16 protein-coding genes and 6 tRNA genes are annotated in these 19,141 nt (G+C 39.7%); 11 read left to right on the top strand and 11 right to left on the bottom strand.

Annotated features, from left to right (window positions below; genetic code table 11):
* The first annotated feature begins 8 nt into the window (after positions 1 to 8).
* The 6 genes from F8M47_RS09750 (at position 9) to F8M47_RS09725 (ending at position 624) form a co-directional block, all read left to right on the top strand.
* Positions 9 to 84 (top strand) — tRNA-Gly (locus F8M47_RS09750).
* An 11-nt stretch (positions 85 to 95) separates the two neighbouring features.
* Positions 96 to 182 (top strand) — tRNA-Leu (locus tag F8M47_RS09745).
* A gap of 26 nt (positions 183 to 208) precedes the next feature.
* Positions 209 to 284 (top strand) — tRNA-Gly (locus F8M47_RS09740).
* Positions 285 to 307: 23 nt separating this feature from the next.
* Positions 308 to 394 (top strand) — tRNA-Leu (locus F8M47_RS09735).
* 32 nt (positions 395 to 426) lie between these two features.
* Positions 427 to 513: transfer RNA gene (locus F8M47_RS09730), tRNA-Leu, on the top strand.
* 35 nt (positions 514 to 548) lie between these two features.
* A tRNA-Gly gene (locus F8M47_RS09725) sits at positions 549 to 624 on the top strand.
* Between the two features lie 171 nt (positions 625 to 795).
* Here the strand turns inward: F8M47_RS09725 and F8M47_RS09720 are convergent.
* The 4 genes from F8M47_RS09720 to F8M47_RS09705 all read right to left on the bottom strand — a co-directional run bounded on the left by F8M47_RS09720 (position 796) and on the right by F8M47_RS09705 (position 4,849).
* Positions 796 to 1,290 (bottom strand): thioredoxin family protein, encoded by a 495-nt coding sequence (locus F8M47_RS09720; protein ID WP_150539884.1) that lies wholly within the window; start codon positions 1,288 to 1,290, stop codon positions 796 to 798.
* Positions 1,291 to 1,316: 26 nt separating this feature from the next.
* Entirely contained in the window at positions 1,317 to 2,336 is a 1,020-nt protein-coding gene (locus F8M47_RS09715) for a LacI family DNA-binding transcriptional regulator (RefSeq protein ID WP_150539883.1), read from the bottom strand.
* A gap of 71 nt (positions 2,337 to 2,407) precedes the next feature.
* A complete protein-coding gene (locus F8M47_RS09710; protein ID WP_150539882.1) occupies positions 2,408 to 3,841 on the bottom strand; it encodes a glycoside hydrolase family 32 protein in 1,434 nt (477 codons plus the stop codon).
* Positions 3,842 to 3,925: 84 nt separating this feature from the next.
* Positions 3,926 to 4,849 carry an aminoimidazole riboside kinase gene (locus tag F8M47_RS09705; RefSeq protein WP_150539881.1) on the bottom strand — a complete coding sequence of 308 codons (924 nt, stop codon included), beginning with the start codon at positions 4,847 to 4,849 and terminating at the stop codon, positions 3,926 to 3,928.
* A gap of 143 nt (positions 4,850 to 4,992) precedes the next feature.
* Between F8M47_RS09705 and nirK the strand changes: the two genes are divergently transcribed.
* Complete coding sequence (gene nirK / locus F8M47_RS09700) at positions 4,993 to 6,069, top strand: copper-containing nitrite reductase (RefSeq protein ID WP_208790047.1); 1,077 nt, start codon at positions 4,993 to 4,995, stop codon at positions 6,067 to 6,069.
* Positions 6,070 to 6,125: 56 nt separating this feature from the next.
* On the opposite strand, the gene miaB is transcribed toward nirK, so the two are convergent.
* The 4 genes from miaB to ptsH form a co-directional block, all read right to left on the bottom strand.
* Positions 6,126 to 7,553 carry a tRNA (N6-isopentenyl adenosine(37)-C2)-methylthiotransferase MiaB gene (miaB, locus tag F8M47_RS09695; protein WP_150539880.1) on the bottom strand — a complete coding sequence of 476 codons (1,428 nt, stop codon included), beginning with the start codon at positions 7,551 to 7,553 and terminating at the stop codon, positions 6,126 to 6,128.
* 188 nt (positions 7,554 to 7,741) lie between these two features.
* Positions 7,742 to 8,242 (bottom strand): PTS glucose transporter subunit IIA, encoded by a 501-nt coding sequence (crr, locus tag F8M47_RS09690; protein WP_150539879.1) that lies wholly within the window; start codon positions 8,240 to 8,242, stop codon positions 7,742 to 7,744.
* Positions 8,243 to 8,326: 84 nt separating this feature from the next.
* Positions 8,327 to 10,048, bottom strand: a complete 1,722-nt coding sequence (ptsI, locus tag F8M47_RS09685) for a phosphoenolpyruvate-protein phosphotransferase PtsI (RefSeq protein WP_150539878.1) — start codon at positions 10,046 to 10,048, stop codon at positions 8,327 to 8,329.
* 121 nt (positions 10,049 to 10,169) lie between these two features.
* The gene (gene ptsH / locus F8M47_RS09680; protein WP_005598406.1) at positions 10,170 to 10,427 is read right to left on the bottom strand and encodes a phosphocarrier protein Hpr; all 258 of its coding nucleotides are present in this window, start codon (positions 10,425 to 10,427) and stop codon (positions 10,170 to 10,172) included.
* 276 nt (positions 10,428 to 10,703) lie between these two features.
* On the opposite strand from ptsH, the gene thiP reads away from it, so the two are divergent.
* The 3 genes from thiP to F8M47_RS09665 all read left to right on the top strand — a co-directional run bounded on the left by thiP (position 10,704) and on the right by F8M47_RS09665 (position 14,518).
* On the top strand, positions 10,704 to 12,287 hold the full coding sequence (gene thiP / locus F8M47_RS09675) for a thiamine/thiamine pyrophosphate ABC transporter permease ThiP (RefSeq protein ID WP_150539927.1): 1,584 nt from the start codon (positions 10,704 to 10,706) through the stop codon (positions 12,285 to 12,287).
* On the top strand, positions 12,284 to 12,934 hold the full coding sequence (gene thiQ, locus F8M47_RS09670) for a thiamine ABC transporter ATP-binding protein (RefSeq protein WP_150539877.1): 651 nt from the start codon (positions 12,284 to 12,286) through the stop codon (positions 12,932 to 12,934). The genes thiP and thiQ overlap by 4 nt, the downstream gene beginning before the upstream one ends.
* A 165-nt stretch (positions 12,935 to 13,099) precedes the next feature.
* On the top strand, positions 13,100 to 14,518 hold the full coding sequence (locus tag F8M47_RS09665) for a sucrose-specific PTS transporter subunit IIBC (RefSeq protein ID WP_150539876.1): 1,419 nt from the start codon (positions 13,100 to 13,102) through the stop codon (positions 14,516 to 14,518).
* A gap of 107 nt (positions 14,519 to 14,625) precedes the next feature.
* Here the strand turns inward: F8M47_RS09665 and F8M47_RS09660 are convergent, their stop codons facing one another.
* Complete coding sequence (locus F8M47_RS09660) at positions 14,626 to 15,330, bottom strand: pirin family protein (RefSeq protein ID WP_150539875.1); 705 nt, start codon at positions 15,328 to 15,330, stop codon at positions 14,626 to 14,628.
* Positions 15,331 to 15,463: 133 nt separating this feature from the next.
* Here F8M47_RS09660 and F8M47_RS09655 point away from each other — a divergent pair, with 133 nt between their 5' ends.
* Positions 15,464 to 16,378: a LysR family transcriptional regulator gene (locus F8M47_RS09655; RefSeq protein ID WP_150539874.1), complete on the top strand. Its 915-nt coding sequence runs from the start codon at positions 15,464 to 15,466 to the stop codon at positions 16,376 to 16,378.
* Positions 16,379 to 16,617: 239 nt separating this feature from the next.
* On the opposite strand, the gene arcC is transcribed toward F8M47_RS09655, so the two are convergent.
* Both arcC and F8M47_RS09645 read right to left on the bottom strand, forming a co-directional pair.
* The gene (gene arcC / locus F8M47_RS09650) at positions 16,618 to 17,565 is read right to left on the bottom strand and encodes a carbamate kinase (protein WP_150539873.1); all 948 of its coding nucleotides are present in this window, start codon (positions 17,563 to 17,565) and stop codon (positions 16,618 to 16,620) included.
* A gap of 78 nt (positions 17,566 to 17,643) precedes the next feature.
* Positions 17,644 to 18,648 carry an ornithine carbamoyltransferase gene (locus F8M47_RS09645; RefSeq protein WP_150539872.1) on the bottom strand — a complete coding sequence of 335 codons (1,005 nt, stop codon included), beginning with the start codon at positions 18,646 to 18,648 and terminating at the stop codon, positions 17,644 to 17,646.
* Positions 18,649 to 19,141: the final 493 nt, after the last annotated feature.

Here is a 19,141-nt window from a genome sequence, read left to right as displayed (position 1 = left end):
TTTTTATTGCGGGAATAGCTCAGTTGGTAGAGCACGACCTTGCCAAGGTCGGGGTCGCGAGTTCGAGCCTCGTTTCCCGCTCCATTTTAAGATGAGCCCGAGTGGCGGAATCGGTAGACGCAAGGGATTTAAAATCCCTCGCCTTTCGGGGCGTGCCAGTTCAAGTCTGGCCTCGGGCACCATTTTAGAATGACAAAATTTAAATTATGCGGGAATAGCTCAGTTGGTAGAGCACGACCTTGCCAAGGTCGGGGTCGCGAGTTCGAGCCTCGTTTCCCGCTCCATTTTAAGATTTAAAAACGGTTGTGCCCGAGTGGCGGAATCGGTAGACGCAAGGGATTTAAAATCCCTCGCCTTTCGGGGCGTGCCAGTTCAAGTCTGGCCTCGGGCACCATTTTAAAGCTTAGAATAAATTTTATTATCGATGCCCGAGTGGCGGAATCGGTAGACGCAAGGGATTTAAAATCCCTCGCCTTTCGGGGCGTGCCAGTTCAAGTCTGGCCTCGGGCACCATTCGATAGTAAATATGCCAAGTAAATTAAATATATGCGGGAATAGCTCAGTTGGTAGAGCACGACCTTGCCAAGGTCGGGGTCGCGAGTTCGAGCCTCGTTTCCCGCTCCATTTAATCATATCAAAATACGATAGCACCATGAGGTGCTTTTTTTATTTCTAAAATTTACCCACTGTTTTCTTTTCTTACTGTTTAGTATTCTCTGAATAACCTTTCAGGCTAGGTACTGTTAGGCATAAAAAAGCCCATCTATGCAATACAAAGACGGGCCATCGTGAGGATTAATGTGCGGTTAGTATAGTTAACAATTCTGCTTCAACTTGTTTGCCAAATTTCCCCATTCGGAAATCTGCTTTTAATTCATCGAATTTCTCAGGTTCAGCTTCCATTTGCTGTTTAAGAAATTGCGGAAATTCGCATAGCACTAATGTGGTTTTACCATCACGAATATCGAAAATACTTGGGATTTTTTGAGCAGAAATAACCGCTTGTTGCTGTTCATCACTATCAAAATGTTTGCGTTCTTTGTTATCTTTGCGTGAGACATATTTCACTTTGATATTGGGATTGAGCTTGGTAATACGTTGCCAATAAGCCACCACTTCAACGCAATCAGGGCAGTAAGGCTCTGCCATCACAAGCCATTCGCCTTGCACATTGAGCGCTTTAATTTTTTCTTCTGTTTCGGGTTCAAGTTTTACATCTACGTAAACTTCAAGTTGGTTTTCACGATCTTCATCGCTATTGAATTCTAAATATTCATAAAAATGTGCCATATCTTGTCCTTTGATTAAATTGAGTATTAGTGTCGCCAGATAATTTCACAATCTACTTTGGTATTGTTAATTACTTTGCGCTGTAGTTTTTCGCATACCATTTGGAATGTTTTTTGGGCAATCTGTTCGTGATTCTGCGCAATTGAATGTATATGAAACGGCAGTGCATCAAGCAAATGATGATTATCAAATGTGGCTAAATGTAGCTCTTGATTCATTAATTTTGCTATTTGTTTATGTTCGGTGAGATAACGCAGAACCCCTTCTAAAATAGTATAAGAAGCGGTAAACACTGCTTCGGGTAGGCGTCCTAAACGTTGCACAATTTCAGCAAACATTTGGTAGCCTGATTCAGGTTGGTAATCTTTATGCAAAATCCAACCGCTTTGTACGTTTAGATGTGATTGTTCTAAGCCTTCATAAAATCCTTCCAAGCGAGAAGCACTCGGAGAAAGTGAAAGCTGCCCGCCTAAATAAAAAAATTCTTTGGGTTGATAAGCTCTTACGATATTTTCAACTAATTCAGCCACACTCTGTGTATCGTTACTGATAATATAATTGAGTGCCAAATTTGGGATATGGCGGTCGATATGTAAAACTGGAGTGTGGCGTACGATGTTTGTGTAGTAGTTTGGATCTTGGTGAGTTGGAGCAGTAATAATAAGATCAACTTGGCGATCTAATAAACGCTCAATTACTAACTTTTCTTGTTGAGGATTATCATCAGAGCAGGCAATCACCAACTGTAAGCCATTTTCTCGGCAAAGTTTTTCGAGATTGCGAGCGGTTGAAGCAAAGCCATAGTTCGTAAGATCTGGAATGACTAAGCCGATTACGTTTGAACGTTGTGCTTGCAACGCTTTGGCGTACATATTGGCACGATAGCCATATTGTTCAGCAATTGCTTGGACTTTTTGGCGAGTTTCAGGTTTGATGCGAAAATCATCGCTTTTACCATTTAGAATCATACTCGCAGTGGTTTTTGATACGCCACTTAATGCAGCAATGTCATTTAATGTTAGGCGTTTTTTAGGTTTTGATTCCACGGTTTTTCCTCAAAGCTGACTTCTCAAGTGAAGTAAAACGGCGCAAGTGATTACCTGCGCCTGTTGTTATTTTAGTCTCGGATCTGAATTGCTTGTACTGGAGCAAATTGCACAGTGATAGGACGAGAAGTTTCTAATAGATTGACACGATTTGCAATAAAGAATCGTGATGTCATTACTTTTTCTCCGCTATTGATGAAAATTTCTACAATTGAACGATCGAAGAAAATTTCTAAACTTTCGAGTCTATCTAGCTCACAGTGGCGAACGCTATCAAATTGTTGCATTAGTTCAGTTTGCTCGGTTGCACCGCGATCTAAGCTCAGTAAGCCATTTTCATAGCACAAACGCAATGTTTGACCTTGTTCATTACTGAAGAAGTTAAGTGCAAGCGGTTGATTTTCCACTGAAATTTGCAAATAAGTGGTATCAAGGTTATCGATTGTAATTTTTTGGTCAATTTTGAGTGCTTGCTTTTCAGTTAATTTAACGATTGGTGTTTGGCGAATTTTGCCATTTTCTACGCTCATTTGGCGTGGCAAACTCAGGGTTGAATGCCATTTAAATTTATCGGTTGGATAAGTTAAATCAGGTAAACCGATCCAGCCAAAAACGATCCGATATGTATTTTGTACGGATTGTGGTGCATAGAAATCAAAACCGTAGTCTAGCTCTTCAATGTGCTCTGTATTTAAGGTATTTGCTTCCAATTTCCCTAATGCATAAGTGGCGTGGTAATTATTTTGAAATTGATGTGCTTCACGTAATTTTCCTTGTGGTGACCAAACAAACACGTCTTTACCGCCAAGTTGGAATAAGTCTGGGCATTCCCACATAAACACGTTGCTGTTATCAAAATCTTTTACGGCTAATTCTGAAATTAGACGAGGCGTGCTGTCGAGATCATCCATTTCATATACTAAGCAAGCACCTGTGAGGTTTTCGCGTTGAGCACCAAGTACAAAACGAATTTTTCCTTCAGTGGTAATAAAGGGTTTTGGATCTCGCACATGTTCAGTATAGCCAGCAGGTGCTTGATCAATAATGCAACGTTTTTCGAGTAATTTGCCTGATTTATCAAAAATCGCAATATTTTGGTGAGGAACTCGTTGATTATCGCTTGCACGACGAGTGTTACCTGTATAAAACGCAACAATTTTATCTTGCCACAAAATCGCACCACCTGAATAACAGCCATGTGATTCAAACATTTCATCAGGGATCAAGCGGTCAGATTTTTCAAACGTTTGGAAATCTCGAGTAATAAAATGCTCCCAGTGCTTCATGCCATGTATGGCATCGTACGGGAACCATTGCGCAAAAATATGATATTTTTCACCGTCAAAAATTAAGCCATTTGGATCGTTGAATAAACCTGTTGTTGGCGCAAGGTGATAGGTTGGATAAAAATCGGTATCTTGTAAAACTTGTTGGCGGATTGATAAAATTTCGCCTTCTGCTTGTGCGTGAAGGCTTTTATATTTGCCATTATTGAAAATATGCATAAGAAATCCTATTTGTGGCGTAAGTTTGGTTGGGAATAAAACAAAACACTGAAAACGTTGATGGTTTTCAGTGTTTTACGCGTATTAGCTGGCTAGGAATGCCTCGAGTTCAGCTTTGTTTGGTAAAGCCGACATCGCACCTTTTGCGGTTGTTGCTAATGCACCAGAAGCATTTGCTTTGCGAATGACTTCAACTAATGCATTTTCGTCTTTCCAATCTGCAACTTGTGATAAACCAGCAAGTAAACCGCTTACAAACGCATCGCCAGCACCTGTAGTATCAACAGGTTTTAACGCTTTGCCTGCCACCACTTTGCTATTGCCGTTTAAGTGATAAATTGCACCGTCTTTACCAAGGGTGATGATAATCAGCTTTTCAGGATATTGTGCGGTAATCGCTTGAGTCGCTTGTTCAAGGGTTGTAGTGTTGGTTAATAGCGTTAATTCTTCTTCAGAGAATTTCAGTACATCCGCCATTGCGACTACACTATTTACCACTTGTTTCATTTCATCAAGACTTGTCCAGAGTGATTCGCGTAAGTTTGGATCGAATGAGAAAAAACCGCCCACTTCTTTCACACGACGAATTGCTTCAATGGTAGTTGAGCGAGAAGGATCATTAATTAAAGCAATAGAACAGCAATGTAAAAAATCACCTTTTTGGAAGGTTGGTAAATCACCCACTTCAAGGAATTGGTCAGCGCTTGGATTCACCATAAAGGTAAAGCTACGCTCACCGTTATCTAGCCCAACAATCACCGTTGAAGTGCGTTGTTTTGGATCGAGAATCATATGTTCGGTTGAAACATTTTCTGCATTGAGGGTTTGCTGCATAAATTTACCGAGCGGATCTAAACCTACACGTCCAATAAAACCTGCTTCAACCCCTAAACGTGAAACGCCCACAGCCACGTTTGCTGGTGCTCCACCTGCACATTTTAAATAGTGATTATCACCATCTGGAATTAAATCAACTACAGCATCACCTGTTACCCAAATCTTGCTCATACACGCCTCTTAATCTAATAAAAAATAGTTAATTTATCTTAGCTAAAACGGTTTAGTTTTGCAAAAATTATTTCAAATCCTACCGCTTGCAAACTTTAGTCATTATAATTCAAATGAAGGTTTCATACACGAGGGAATTACCGATGAAAAAGACACTTATTGCGCTTTGTTTCGCCTGCATTTTTAGTGTGCCAACGATGGCAGAGCAACCACAAAGTTCGGACTCTGAGCTGGTTCCAATGGCAAATTTACCAACGATTGACGCAGAATTAACCGTCGCACCAAATGTGCCTAAACCACTAGAACGCAACACACCTGCTAGAGTGGTAGTTAAGTTAGAAACGCTGGAAAAAGTAATGGAAATTGAAAAAGGGGTGCAGTTTAAATATTGGACGTTTAATGGTTCAACACCTGCGCCTTTTATTCGCGTGCGTGAAGGCGATATGGTGGAAGTACAAGTTTCAAACCCTGCTAATGGCAAAATGGCACATGCAGTCGATTTTCACTCGGCAGCTGCACCTGATGGCGGTGCTAAAGCAAGCTTAACTGAAATTGGTAAACAAACGACGTTTGCATTCCGTGCAATGTCTCCTGGGCTGTATTTATATCATTGTGGCGCAGATCCTGTTTCGGTGCATTTAGGCAAGGGAATGTTTGGTTTAATGCTAGTTGAGCCAAAAGAAGGACTCGCTAAAGTCGATAAGGAGTTCTATCTGATGCAAAATGAATTTTATGTAAAAGAAGGTAACAATCCTGATATTAAAATTTTTGATATGAACAAGGCAAGCTATGAATTACCTGATTATGTGGTCTTTAATGGCAAAGTAGGTTCAATGTTAGGAGAGCAGGCTTTAAAAGCGAAAGTGGGGGAAAAAGTCCGCTTGTTTATCGGCAATGCTGGGCCAAATAAAGTTTCATCATTTCATTTAATCGGTAAACCGTTTGATACCATATATGTTGAGGGTGGTTCCTTAAAAAATCATCATGTTCAAACCACATTGATTCCTGCAGGTGGCGTGACAGTGGTAGAAATGGAAATGAAAGTACCTGGCGAATATACTTTTATCGACCATAGTATTTTCCGAACGGATAAAGGCGCAAAGGGGAAATTGATTGTAGAAGGGCAAGCAAACCCAGAAATCTACATGGGTAAAATGAAAGAACAAATATACGATAAAGTAAATCCAGATGCGGATGTTGATGCGGGTTATGTACATTAATTGATAGAAATTAGACCGCTTACAAGCTTTGCAAGCGGTCTAATTAGACTTAAATTTTACAGATTTACCACGTATTTACCCACGCCAAGTTCGTCCTCTTTACGGGTACGTGCAATCACGCTAGCTGCAGATTCTACAACACGTAAGCCCATTTCGTCTTCAGTACGAACAACGTCACCACGTAATGAGTTGGTGTAAACATCGGTGATCTTAATATCTACAAATTTACCAATCATGTCTGGTGTGCCTTGGAAATTCACAATACGGTTGTTTTCAGTACGTCCTGTTAATTCCATAATGTCTTTTTTCGATGGACCTTCAACCAAAACGCGTTGTTCTGTGCCAAGCATAGCCCGACTGAATTGCATTGCCTGATGATTGATACGTTGTTGTAAACGGGCTAAACGTTCTTTTTTCTCTTCTTCAGAAATATCATCAGGTAAATCCGCCGCAGGCGTACCTGGGCGAGCAGAGTAGATAAAGCTGAAGCTCATATCGAAGTTTACTTGCTCAATCACTTTCATCGTTTGCTCAAAATCTTCTGCTGTTTCACCTGGGAAGCCGACGATAAAGTCAGAACTAATTTGAATATTTGGGCGTACTTCACGCAGTTTGCGGATAATAGCTTTATATTCTAACGCGGTATGATTACGTTTCATCATGGTTAAAACGCGATCTGCACCGCTTTGAATTGGTAAGTGTAAGAAACTTACTAATTCAGGTGTATCACGATATACTTCAATAATATCATCCGTAAATTCAATTGGGTGGCTGGTGGTGTAGCGTACTCGGTCGATACCATCAATTGCTGCAACTAAGCGAAGTAGCTCAGCAAAAGTACAAATACCACCGTCAAATGTATCGCCGCGGTAGGCATTTACGTTTTGACCAAGCAAGTTTACTTCACGTACGCCTTGTTCTGCTAATTGCGCGATTTCAAATAAAACATCATCGACAGGGCGAGAAACTTCTTCACCACGAGTGTAAGGTACTACGCAGAACGAGCAATATTTATTACAGCCTTCCATAATTGATACGAATGCTGTCGGGCCTTCCGCACGAGGCTCTGGTAAGCGGTCGAATTTTTCAATTTCAGGGAAAGAAATATCTACAATCGCACGATCGCCACCACGAATTTTGTTGATCATCTCTGGTAAGCGGTGCAATGTTTGCGGGCCAAAAACGATATCTACAAATGGTGCGCGTTCACGAATGTGTTCGCCTTCTTGCGAAGCAACACAGCCACCTACACCGATAATTAGTTCTGGTTTGTCTTTCTTCCAGTTTTTCCAGCGACCAAGTTGTGAGAATACTTTTTCTTGTGCTTTTTCACGAATTGAGCAAGTGTTAAGTAATAATACATCTGCTTCTTCTGGCTTATCCGTTAGTTCTAAGCCGTGGGTTGAGTTTAGTAGATCCGCCATTTTTGATGAATCGTATTCATTCATCTGGCAACCCCAAGTTGTAATATGTAATTTCGCCATAATTTCTCAAAAAATAATAAGTTATCAATAAATAGAAAATAAAAGCGTAAAGAGATTTCTCTTTACGCAAAAACTTGTGTCCATTTTACCTGTTTGATTATTTTTTCGCTATAACTAAATAAAATTAGACCAAATAAAAATGCCACGATATTTTACTATCGTGGCACCTATTTCTTCAACTAAATCAATTATTTAGTTAATGTTAATACAACGCTTTCGCCAGCAACAACTTGCCCCACTTTTTTATCTAAGTTGCTGATTTCATCCATATTAGAAATCACAACTGGGGTTAGTACTGATTTTGCTTTGCTTTCAAGTAATTCTAAATCAAATTTAATAATTGGATCACCAGCTTTTACTGTTTGACCTTCTTCAGCAACACGAGTAAAACCTTCACCTTTTAATTCAACTGTATCAATACCGAAGTGAACGAATAATTCAACACCTTCATCAGATTCAATTGAGAATGCGTGGTTTGTTTCGAAAATTTTACCGATAGTGCCATTTACTGGCGCTACGATTGTGTCGCCATTTGGACGAATTGCAACACCGTCACCAACGATTTTTTCAGAGAAAACGACATCTGGTACATCTTCAATGTTTACGATTTCACCTGAAAGAGGCGCATATACGTTAACCTCTTTTGCCGCTGCTTGTTTTGAGCCGAATAATTTGTCGAAAAAGCCCATAGAAATCTCCGTTATTTAAATAATAAGCAAAATTCCCGTACATTCTATACGAGAATTCTGTTTTTGTATGCTATTTATTGAAAATTAGTTCAGTTTAGCGTAAAAATCATTAACTAGTTTTTCAATGTCAGCTGCTGTCGGTTGTGCTAATGCTTCGTCTGCAAGTGCTTTAGCGTCTGCATAGTTGATTGAACGCGCGAGTTTTTTCACGTGAGGCACAGAAATCGCACTCATACTAAACTCATCTAAGCCCATACCTAATAATAATGCTGTTGCACGCACATCGCCTGCTAACTCACCACACATACCAGTCCATTTACCTTCTGCGTGTGAAGCATCAATTACTTGTTTAATTAAATTCAATACAGATGGACTTAATGGGTTATATAAATGTGCGATGATTTCATTACCACGGTCTACCGCCAAAGTATATTGCGTTAAATCATTAGTACCGATACTAAAGAAATCAGCTTCTTTCGCAAGGTGACGTGCATTCACTGCTGCTGATGGGGTTTCAACCATGATACCTAATTGGAGGTTTTCATCGAATGCTTTACCTTCAGCACGAAGTTGCTCTTTTAATTCTGCAACGATAGCTTTTAATTCACGGATTTCTTCCACCGAAATAATCATTGGGAACATTACCGCTAATTTACCAAATGCAGAAGCACGTAATACCGCACGTAATTGAGTATCTAAGATCTCACGACGCGTTAAACCGATACGCACTGCACGCCAACCTAAGAATGGATTCATCTCTTTTGGAAGATTGAGGTATGGTAATTCTTTATCACCACCGATATCCATAGTACGTAAAACAACTTGTTTACCACCCATAGCTTCAACAATTTCTTTATACGCTTGGAATTGCTCTTCTTCACCTGGTAATTCGCTACGATCCATAAATAAGAATTCGGTACGATATAAACCGACAGACTCACCACCGTTGCGTAATACACCATCAACATCACGGATTGTACCGATGTTGCCTGCTACTTCGATACGGTGACCGTCTAAAGTTTCTGCTGGTAATTCTTTTAATTTTGCAAGTTCAGCTTTCTCTGTCGCAACACGCTCTTGGATTACTTTAAACTCAGCAATTTCAGCATCTGAAGGGTTAATATGAATTTGGTTATTTACTGCATCTAAAATTAGCGTATCGCCAGTTTTTACACGAGCAGTAATATCGTTAGTACCAACGATTGCAGGAAGCTCTAATGAACGAGCCATAATTGAAGTATGTGATGTGCGACCGCCAATATCAGTGATAAAGCCTAATACTTTATCTAAGTTTAGTTGTGCAGTTTCAGAAGGTGTTAAATCATAAGCAACTAAAATTACTTCTTCTTGAATATCACCTAAATCAACGATATGCATACCTAAAATATTGCGTAATAAACGGTTACCAATATCACGAATATCACCTGCACGCTCTTTTAAGTATTCGTCGTCAATTTCTGCAAGCATAGAAGCTTGCATATCAATCACTTTACTTGTAGCAACATCCGCAGTTACGAGGTTATCAGCAATATAGCCTAAAATTTCCTCTTCAAGCTCTTCATCTTCTAAGATCATTAAGTGACCTTCAAAGATGGCTTCTTTTTCTTCACCAAGAGTGCGTCTAGCTTTCTCTTTAATCGCAGTTAATTGCGCAGCAGCTTTTTCACGACCAGCAAAGAATTTTGCTTTTTCTGCTTCAATTTGATCAGCGGTGATTTTTTGAGTATTGAGTACGATTGGCTCTTCTTTTAATACGAGTGCTTTGCCAAACACTACGCCTGGAGAAGCTGCGATACCTGTAATCATAGTCTGTCCTTGTTTTAAAAGTGATTCTGTGATGCTTATATAGCATAATACAACCCTATTACTCAGCGTCTTTAATCAGCTAAGTAGGATAGGGTTGTTTGTAATAGGGAGCGAAAAATAATTATTCTAAAGTAGGGATTAAATCTACTAAGAAATCAACTGCTTTTTGCTCGTCTTCACCTTCCGCAGAAATAGTGATTGTTGTACCTTGGGTTAAGCCTAAAGTTTGAAGTTTAAATAAACTTTTTGCACTTGAGCTTTTACCGCCAGAAGTTACAGTAATATCCGAAGCGAAACCTTTAGCTGCTTTTACAAACTCAGCTGCTGGGCGAGTATGTAAACCGTTAGGTGCAGTAATAACAACGTCTTTTGAGTACATAGAAAATTCCTCTTGAATTTTAAAAGTGAAAAAAATCAGTTCTGGTAATCAAACCTATTACTATTTGTGCTAACTTTACTACAAATCAGATCTAAAAACACGCTCAAAACCAGAAAAACTTACGATAAAATTGGAATATTAGCGTATTTATTAATCAAAATGAGTCAAGTTTGCCTCATATCAATTTTAGTAAGACAAAATATAACCAAACGTTTGCGTAAAAATAGTTTAAAAAAATGTTAAAATGACGCAATTAATTTTATTAATGAGGAAATGATGTTTCATTCGGTATCAAAAGTCCCCGCTTGGTTAATATATATTACCATTGTCTCCGTTTATATTTTTAGCTTCTTTGCATTGGTCGGATATCAACAAGAGGAAACAGTTTGGCAACTGGCTGAAACCCTACCTATTTTAAAATATAGCTTATTACAAGCAGGTTTATCAGCTGCGTTTTCAACATTATTTGGAGTACTATTAGCGCGTGCTTTTTTTTATTTAGATTTTATTGGTAAAGCCACGCTGTATAAAATCATTTCCTTTGTCTGGGCGTTACCTTCTCTTGTGATTATTTTTGCGATTATCGGTTTTTGGGGAAAAACGGGTTTTATGGCACAAATTATCCAATTTTTGGGGGGGAAGTGGGAGGTGCAACTTTACGGTTTGCAAGGAATTCTACTCGCACATTTAATGTTAAATATCCCGTTAGTGATGAAATATAGCTTAGAAGGTTTAAAGTTTATACCAAATTTTCAACACCGTTTAGCATCTCAGCTTTATTTGCATGGTTGGAACTATTTCCGTATCATTGAATTACCAGCACTCAAAAATATTCTACCTTATGCGTTTACCAATGTATTTCTGCTCTGTTTTACCAGTTTCCCGATTGTGCTGATGTTAGGTGGAAGCCCAAAATACAGTACATTAGAGGTTGCTATTTATCAAGCGGTCACTTTCGAGTTCGATTTTGCGAAAGCTACTCAGTTAATTATGGTGCAACTCGTTATTGGGCTAGGTTTGCAATTACTGATGGAGTTCACCGCAAAACGAGCGTTTAACGTATCGAAACAACCTCAATCACTTATCAATTTATGGAAGCCAAAGCCTATTGGCTGGCGTAAATTTGGCTTACAAGCGGTACTTTTTTTGCAAATTTTTGTGATTATTTTACCGCTTGTGAGCGTGATCTGGGCTGGTATTTCTGTTTCTAATGTTAGTGAACGCTTGTTGAATGAAACTTTATGGGAAGCGGCTTGGTACTCTTTTTTATTGAGCCTAATCGCTTCTAGTGTAGTGTTATTACTGGCTTACTTAATTGCATTAGAAACTCGCCGTTTAGCTTTTTTAGATAAAAAATGGCAATATGTTTTGTTGAATAGCGTAGTGACTTACCCGCTGATTTTACCCGTGTTTTTATTAGCCGTTGGGTTATTTATGTTATTGATTGATGTTGAATTAAGCCATACCCAATTGCTGTGGCTGGTTGGCGTGTGTAACGGTGTGATTTTATTGCCTTATATTTATCGGTTAATTTTTGCAGCAATGTGGCATTCCCTAACGGCGCAAGATAAATTAGCCCGAAGCCTTGGCTTAACAGGTTTTAAGCGTTGGTGGATTGTTGAAAAAGCGTATTTAATTCGACCGCTTATCAGTGCATTTGCGCTGGCGATGTCGTCCAGTTTAGGTAGCTTTGCAGTCATCGCCTTTTTCGGTAGTCCTGATTTTAGCTCACTGCCTTATCTACTTTATCAACAGTTGGGGAGCTATCGTACGGAAGATGCAGCGGTTACTGCTCTGGTGCTTATGTTATTTACCCTATTACCGTTTTTATTTATCGAACATAAAGAGAAAAGAAAATGATTCGCTTAGATGTGCATTTTAACTATGAACAAATGCCGATGAATTTTAATTTAGCCGTTCCCAAAGGACAAAAAGTGGCGGTTGTGGGCGAAAGTGGGGCGGGGAAAAGTACGTTACTGAACCTAATCGCAGGGTTTGAAATGCCAACAAGCGGTCAAATTTGGCTAAATGCTTGCAATCATAGCGCCACTCAAGTAGCAGAGCGCCCCGTTTCTATGTTGTTTCAAGATAATAATGTTTTTCCACATTTAACGGTGGAACAAAATATCGGTTTGGCATTAGTACCGAGTTTAATTTTAAATAGCGAACAACGTACGCAGGTGCAGCATATCGCAACGCAAATGGGGATTGCAGATTTACTAAAGCGTCGAGCAGAGCAACTTTCTGGTGGACAAAAACAACGAGTAGCATTGGCAAGAACTTTGTTACGAAAACAGCCAATTTTGCTTTTAGATGAGCCATTTTCTGCCCTTGACCCAAAACGCCGAGAAGAGCTACAGCAGCTTGTTGCCACGATTTGTGAACAGGCTGGGCTAACCTTATTAATGGTGACTCATCAATTAGCAGAAAGTCAGGCGTTTTTTGATCGAGTATTAGTGGTTGAGCAGGGAAGAATAGTCTCTGATAAATTAATTAATAGTGTTTAGTAAATATATTTTGTGCAAAAATTAAGCGTAATTTTTTGCTAAACTTGCTAAAAATGTGATCCAATCGACAAAACTAAAACGTTTTAGCAAAATTTGCTTTTTTAGCTAAACCGTTTTAGTTAAAATGCAATCGTTTAATTTTTATATAAAACTAGGTGGCAAACTATGAACTTCCCGAAAATTGCGGAGCAAACGATCGAGAAACTCGGTGGAAAAAGCAACATTACAACGCTTGCACACTGTGCAACACGTTTACGTTTAACCCTTGCGGACGAATCTAAAGTAGATAAAGAAGCAATTGAGAACATTGAAGGCGTTAAAGGTCAGTTCTCAACCAGCGGTCAATATCAAATTATTTTTGGTTCTGGCACTGTAAATAAAGTCCATGCTGAAATGCAAAAACAAATGGGTATCGGCGATATGAGTACTTCAGAAGTCGCTGCTGCAGGTGCTGCAAATCAACCGCTTTTACAACGTTTAGTAAAAGGCTTAGCAGATATTTTCGTACCAATTATCCCTGCAATCGTAGCGGGCGGTTTATTAATGGGTATTCACTCAATGCTGACTTCTGTGGGCTTCTTTTGGGAAGGTCATTCTGTTGTAAGTAAATACCCTGAATATTCAGATTTAGTTGATTTTATTAACACAATTGCGAACGCGCCGTTTGTATTCTTACCTGTATTACTTGGTTTCTCAGCAACCCGTAAATTTGGCGGTAACCCATTCTTAGGTGCGGCACTTGGTATGCTTTTAGTTCACCCTGCACTTGCAGACGGTTGGAACTATGCAAAAACCTTAATGGAAGGCAAAATCACCTACTGGAACGTACTTGGTTTAGAAATTGAAAAAGTTGGTTATCAAGGTACTGTTATTCCGACTATTGTTTCTGCTTGGGTATTAGCAACGCTTGAGAAAGGCTTCCGTAAATTCGTGCCTTCTTATTTAGATAACCTTGTCACGCCGATGATGTCTTTATTTATCGCGGGTTTCTTAGCATTTACGGTAATTGGTCCATTTGGTCGTGAAGCAGGTTCTGCCATTTCAACAGGTTTAACTTGGTTATATGACACATTAGGTTTCATCGGCGGGGGGGTATTTGGTACTTTCTATGCGCCAATTGTAATCACAGGTATGCACCAAACCTTTATTGCGGTAGAAACACAATTATTAGCAGAAGTTGCGAATACTGGCGGTACATTTATCTTCCCAATCGCAGCAATGTCTAATATTGCGCAAGGTGCTGCATGTTTAGGTGTAGCCTTTGCAATGAAAGATGCTAAAGTGCGTGGTTTGGCTGTACCATCTGGTATCTCTGCATTATTAGGTATCACAGAGCCAGCAATGTTTGGTGTGAACTTACGTTACCGTCAAGCGTTTATCGCGGCAATGATTGGTTCAGGTTTAGCGAGTGCATTTATCGCATTCTTCAATGTAAAAGCAATTGCATTAGGTGCAGCAGGTTTCTTAGGTGTGCCTTCAATCAAGCCAGAAAGCTTAGCAATGTACTCCGTTGGTATGGCAATTTCATTTATCGTTGCTTTCTCTATCTCAGCAGTATGGGTAAAAAAAGCACAAGCTAAATAATCTTAGCAACAAATAACATAAAATCCCCTAAATCTTATGGTTTAGGGGATTTTTGTTTTATGTGATAAGCGGTCAAATTTTGTTGAAATTTAACCGCTTGTATTGATTTACTCCGTATCCACCAATACCACTTCAGCATCAGAAAATGCGGTAACTTTGATCACAGTTTCATTGTGGATTGCTGCACCGTCTCGAGTTTCGAGACGCACGCCGTTGATTGCTACTTTACCTTGTGCGGGCACTAAATAACCAAAACGGTTTGTGTCCTCAAAGTGGTATTCCACGGTTTCGCCTGCTTTAATGGTTGCGCCTAGCACACGGGCATTGGTGCGGATTGGTAATGCATCATCACCTTCAACACCGCTTGCTAACACCACAAATTGACCGCTTCTATCGGCTTTCGGGAATTGGCGGGTTCCCCACGAAGGCGCACCTTTTGCGCTTTCCATGGTGGGTAAAATCCAAATTTGGAAAAGTGTGGTATCTTCATTTTCTAGATTGTGTTCTGAGTGATATACGCCTGAACCTGCTGACATCACTTGTACATCGCCAGCTTCGGTACGACCATGGTTGCCCATGCTGTCACGGTGGGTAATAGCGCCTTTACGTACATAAGTGATAATTTCCATTTCTTTATGTGGATGTGTATCAAAGCCTGTTTGCGGGGCGATAACATCATCATTCCATACCCGTAAATTTCCCCAATGCATACGGTGACGGTCAAAATAGTTAGCAAATGAAAAATGATAATTTGCGTGTAACCAGCCGTAGTCTGCGTGACCTAATTGATTAAATGGACGATGTTCTATCATACTTTTTCCTTATCTAAAATGCGGTTAATAAGCCGTTTGGCTGATGTAGTGCAGTATAGAGGGCTTTCTTAATTGATAAAATAGAATGTATTGAATAACATATATTCCAAAAATGATGCAATAGGAGCAAATCATGGCTAAACTTCCTGATTTTGAAGCTTGGGCAATTTTCGCCAAGGTGGTGGAAACAGGTTCTTTTTCTGCGACGGCGCAGGTATTAAATCTTTCACAAGCAACGGTTTCTAAAGCAATTTCTCGGCTTGAAGAACGTATGAAAACGACATTATTTCAGCGTACTTCTCGTAAATTAGTGCTAACGGAAAGCGGGCAAACAGTGCAGGCTTTTGCCCAGCAATTATTAGCAGATGGTGAGGCGTTGGAAGCGCAATTGCGTGATGAAGTGGATCAATTTCAAGGAAAAGTGCGATTTACTGTGCCACTATCGTTTGGACTGCGTGAAATTGCCCCACTTCTGCCTGAGTTTTGTCAGCAATATCCGAATATTGAACTTGATATGCATCTGGCGGATGAAACGGTGGATTTAATTGATGATCGCTTCGACTTTGCATTACGTATTTCACGGCTGGAAGATTCTTCTTTATTGGCTAAGCGTTTATGTAATGTTGCGTTGTTGTTGGTTGCGACACCTAGTTATCTCGCGGAATATGGCACGCCACAGCACCCAAAAGATATTGTTTCTCAGACAGCATTAATTTATACCAATGTTAAAAATGCACGAAGTTGGACTTTTCGCCACGCAACACAAGGGGAATTTACTCAAGTGATTCAGCCTAAAATGCAAGCGAATACAGCAGATGTATTTTTGCCTTTGTTATTGGCAGGCAAAGGAATTAGCGTGATTCCTGAATTTATGGTGTCGGATGAGATTCGTCGAGGGCAATTGCAGTCTGTACTTGCGGAATGGAAAATTGAGCCTATTTCACTTTATCTGCTTGCTCCACCTAATCCACTTCGTCCAAAACGAGTGCAGGTGTTAATGGACTTTTTTGCAGAAAAACTGCGCAATAGCGTTTGGGCAAAACAGTAAGCGGTCGTATTTTGATAAAATTTTATTGCTCACGCACGATTTTCTGTATACTCTCGCCCTTTGCGAGAGAGAAGGGAGAATTGCAAAATCTTCAGGAAATCTGACCGCTTGCCTCTTTCCTACCACACACGAGCTGTGCGTGGTGACTAGGCTGTTGAGTAGCTTACCTTATTTCCAGCTCCAACGGAGTTGCTAACCTAGCACGGCTCGTGCTAGGTATTATGAAATCTGACCGTTTATTATTTGTAGAACTCAATGCCTGAAATGCTGTTGGTCACTCGGGTTCCTGCGTTGCCCTTTACGATTTCTTCAATCTCAGAAAGTGAGCCAATAACCGCATCTTTACCTGTTGCTTTTACAAAGTTAATCACTGCCTTAACTTTTGGTCCCATTGAACCAGCAGCAAATTCATCTGCTAATTTTTCTAATTCAGTAGGATTTGCTTTGGCGATTTGAAGTTGGCCTGGTTTATTGAAGTTTAAGCAAGCGGCTTTGACATCGGTTGCGATAATAAATAAATCGGCATCAAGCTGTTGTGAAATCACTGCGGTACATAAATCTTTATCTACTACCGCTTCAACCCCTTGTAAATCGCCTTGTTCATTATAGTAGCTTGGAATACCGCCACCACCACCACAGATCACGATATTATTGTTTGCCAATAATGCTTTTACTGAATCCATCCCTGTTACGCCTTTTGGTAATGGGCTTGGTACGGCACGGCGATAGTATTGACCATCTGGCATCACTGTCCAGCCTTTTTCAGCAGCTAATGCTTCTGCTTCTTCTTTTGTATAAACTTGACCAATGGGTTTGCTTGGTTTTTGGAAGGCGGGATCTTTTGGATCAACGATTACTTGAGTAAGCACAGTAATGGTTGGGTGATCTGGCACTAAATTAGTCAGTTCTTGTTGCAACATATAGCCGATCATACCGACGGTTTGTGATACTAATACATCAAGTGGATAGGGTTCGATTTGTGCATTTTGGGTGTGATATGCTGCGTGTTGTAAGGCAAGTAAGCCTACTTGTGGACCGTTACCATGTGAGATCACTAATTCATTATTCGGTTTGATTTTAGCTAATTGTTCAGCCGCAATTTTGATATTTGCCGATTGATTTTGGGCGGTCATCGGCTCGCCACGTTTTAATAAAGCGTTTCCGCCAAGCGCTACAACGATTTTCATTTTATATTCCTGTTTTAATGTAAGGGCGAACCGTATTCGCCCTATGGATTACCTTTGTGTAATACTATAATCTCGAAACTATGCCAAACTCGCTACCATTACTGCTTTAATGGTGTGCATACGGTTTTCAGCTTGTTCAAATGCTACGTTTGCTGGCGATTCAAATACGTCTTCAGTTACTTCAATACCGTTTGCGAGTGCAGGGTATTTTTCAGCAATTTGTTTACCAATTTTAGTTTCGCTGTTATGGAATGCGGGTAAGCAGTGCATAAATTTCACTTTAGGATTGCCTGTGCGTTTCATTAATGCTGGCGTTACTTGATACGGCATTAACATCTCGATACGCTCGCCCCAAGTTTCAAGCGGTTCGCCCATTGAAACCCAAACATCGGTATGCACAAAATCCACACCGTTTACTGCTTTGTCGATGTCTTCTGTAACAGTAATTCTTGCCCCACTTTGCTCAGCAAATTTTTGGCACATCTCAACTAAACTATCTTCTGGTAATAACGCTTTTGGCGCACAAATGCGCACGTCCATACCTAATTTTGCACCAATTAATAAGAGCGAATTACCCATATTGTTACGTGCATCACCGATATATACATAGCTAATTTGGCTAAGTGGTTTTTCGCAATTTTCGATCATAGTCAGCACATCCGCCAACATTTGGGTTGGGTGGAATTCATCGGTTAAACCATTGAATACTGGCACGCCTGCGTAGTCAGCAAGTTCTTGCACTACAGATTGTTTAAAGCCACGATATTGAATCGCATCGTACATTCTACCCAGCACACGTGCGGTATCTTTCATTGATTCTTTATGACCAATTTGTGAAGAAGTTGGATCGATATAAGTGACATGAGCACCCTGATCGTAAGCCGCCACTTCAAATGCACAGCGGGTACGGGTGGAGGTTTTTTCAAAAATTAATGCAATATTTTTGCCTTTTAATTGTTGTTGTTCTGTTCCTGCATATTTCGCACGTTTGAGATCTTGAGCTAAATCTAGTAAAAATTTAATTTCACGTTCGGTATGGTTTACAAGGCTGAGTAAATGTCTATTTTTAAGATTAAATGCCATGATATTGCTCCTGTGTCTGCTATAAGTAAAAAGTTTTAAAAATTTGACCGCTTGTATAAGTGAAATAACTTATTCGGGATCGTGAGTGATTGAAATTGGAAATGGTAAGGCGTGAATGCTTTAAAATGAATTGCGCTGTAATAGCAAAAGCATTTGCTATCGAATGAGTTATACCAAATGCAGATATAACAAGGGTAGGGTTAAACATTTTTACTCCTAAAAATTTATGGGGTTGGTACTTGAGAGTCGCCATTAACCTTTCTTGTAGAAGTAGGCACATAATTCTAACAAAGCAAACGTTTGCCATCAAGTTGTTAATCCAATGCCAAATTAACATAATTGATTATTTATGCTTTTATTTTGCATTTTTATTCAGTTGTATGCAAGTGTTTTTTTAGAAAAAGAAATAGATAATACAAAGAAGAGAAGAGGAAAGCGGTCTGTTTTGCTGATTTTTTTGCAAAAATAAGCAAAAATCTGACCGCTTATAAAT

Source organism: Actinobacillus vicugnae (assembly GCF_901687125.1).
Classification (GTDB): domain Bacteria; phylum Pseudomonadota; class Gammaproteobacteria; order Enterobacterales; family Pasteurellaceae; genus Actinobacillus; species Actinobacillus vicugnae.
The sequence above is the reverse complement of the archived record's forward strand: the minus strand, read 5'-3'. Positions and strand labels throughout refer to the sequence as shown.

Coding starts and splice junctions, on each gene's coding strand:
- F8M47_RS09720 (WP_150539884.1), bottom strand. CDS start 1,290: ATGGCACATTTTTATGAATATTTAGAATTCAATAGCGATGAAGATCGT.
- F8M47_RS09710 (WP_150539882.1), bottom strand. CDS start 3,841: ATGCATATTTTCAATAATGGCAAATATAAAAGCCTTCACGCACAAGCA.
- F8M47_RS09705 (WP_150539881.1), bottom strand. CDS start 4,849: ATGAGCAAGATTTGGGTAACAGGTGATGCTGTAGTTGATTTAATTCCA.
- nirK (WP_208790047.1), top strand. CDS start 4,993: ATGAAAAAGACACTTATTGCGCTTTGTTTCGCCTGCATTTTTAGTGTG.
- miaB (WP_150539880.1), bottom strand. CDS start 7,553: ATGGCGAAATTACATATTACAACTTGGGGTTGCCAGATGAATGAATAC.
- crr (WP_150539879.1), bottom strand. CDS start 8,242: ATGGGCTTTTTCGACAAATTATTCGGCTCAAAACAAGCAGCGGCAAAA.
- ptsI (WP_150539878.1), bottom strand. CDS start 10,048: ATGATTACAGGTATCGCAGCTTCTCCAGGCGTAGTGTTTGGCAAAGCA.
- ptsH (WP_005598406.1), bottom strand. CDS start 10,427: ATGTACTCAAAAGACGTTGTTATTACTGCACCTAACGGTTTACATACT.
- thiP (WP_150539927.1), top strand. CDS start 10,704: ATGTTTCATTCGGTATCAAAAGTCCCCGCTTGGTTAATATATATTACC.
- thiQ (WP_150539877.1), top strand. CDS start 12,284: ATGATTCGCTTAGATGTGCATTTTAACTATGAACAAATGCCGATGAAT.
- F8M47_RS09665 (WP_150539876.1), top strand. CDS start 13,100: ATGAACTTCCCGAAAATTGCGGAGCAAACGATCGAGAAACTCGGTGGA.
- F8M47_RS09660 (WP_150539875.1), bottom strand. CDS start 15,330: ATGATAGAACATCGTCCATTTAATCAATTAGGTCACGCAGACTACGGC.
- F8M47_RS09655 (WP_150539874.1), top strand. CDS start 15,464: ATGGCTAAACTTCCTGATTTTGAAGCTTGGGCAATTTTCGCCAAGGTG.
- arcC (WP_150539873.1), bottom strand. CDS start 17,565: ATGAAAATCGTTGTAGCGCTTGGCGGAAACGCTTTATTAAAACGTGGC.
- F8M47_RS09645 (WP_150539872.1), bottom strand. CDS start 18,648: ATGGCATTTAATCTTAAAAATAGACATTTACTCAGCCTTGTAAACCAT.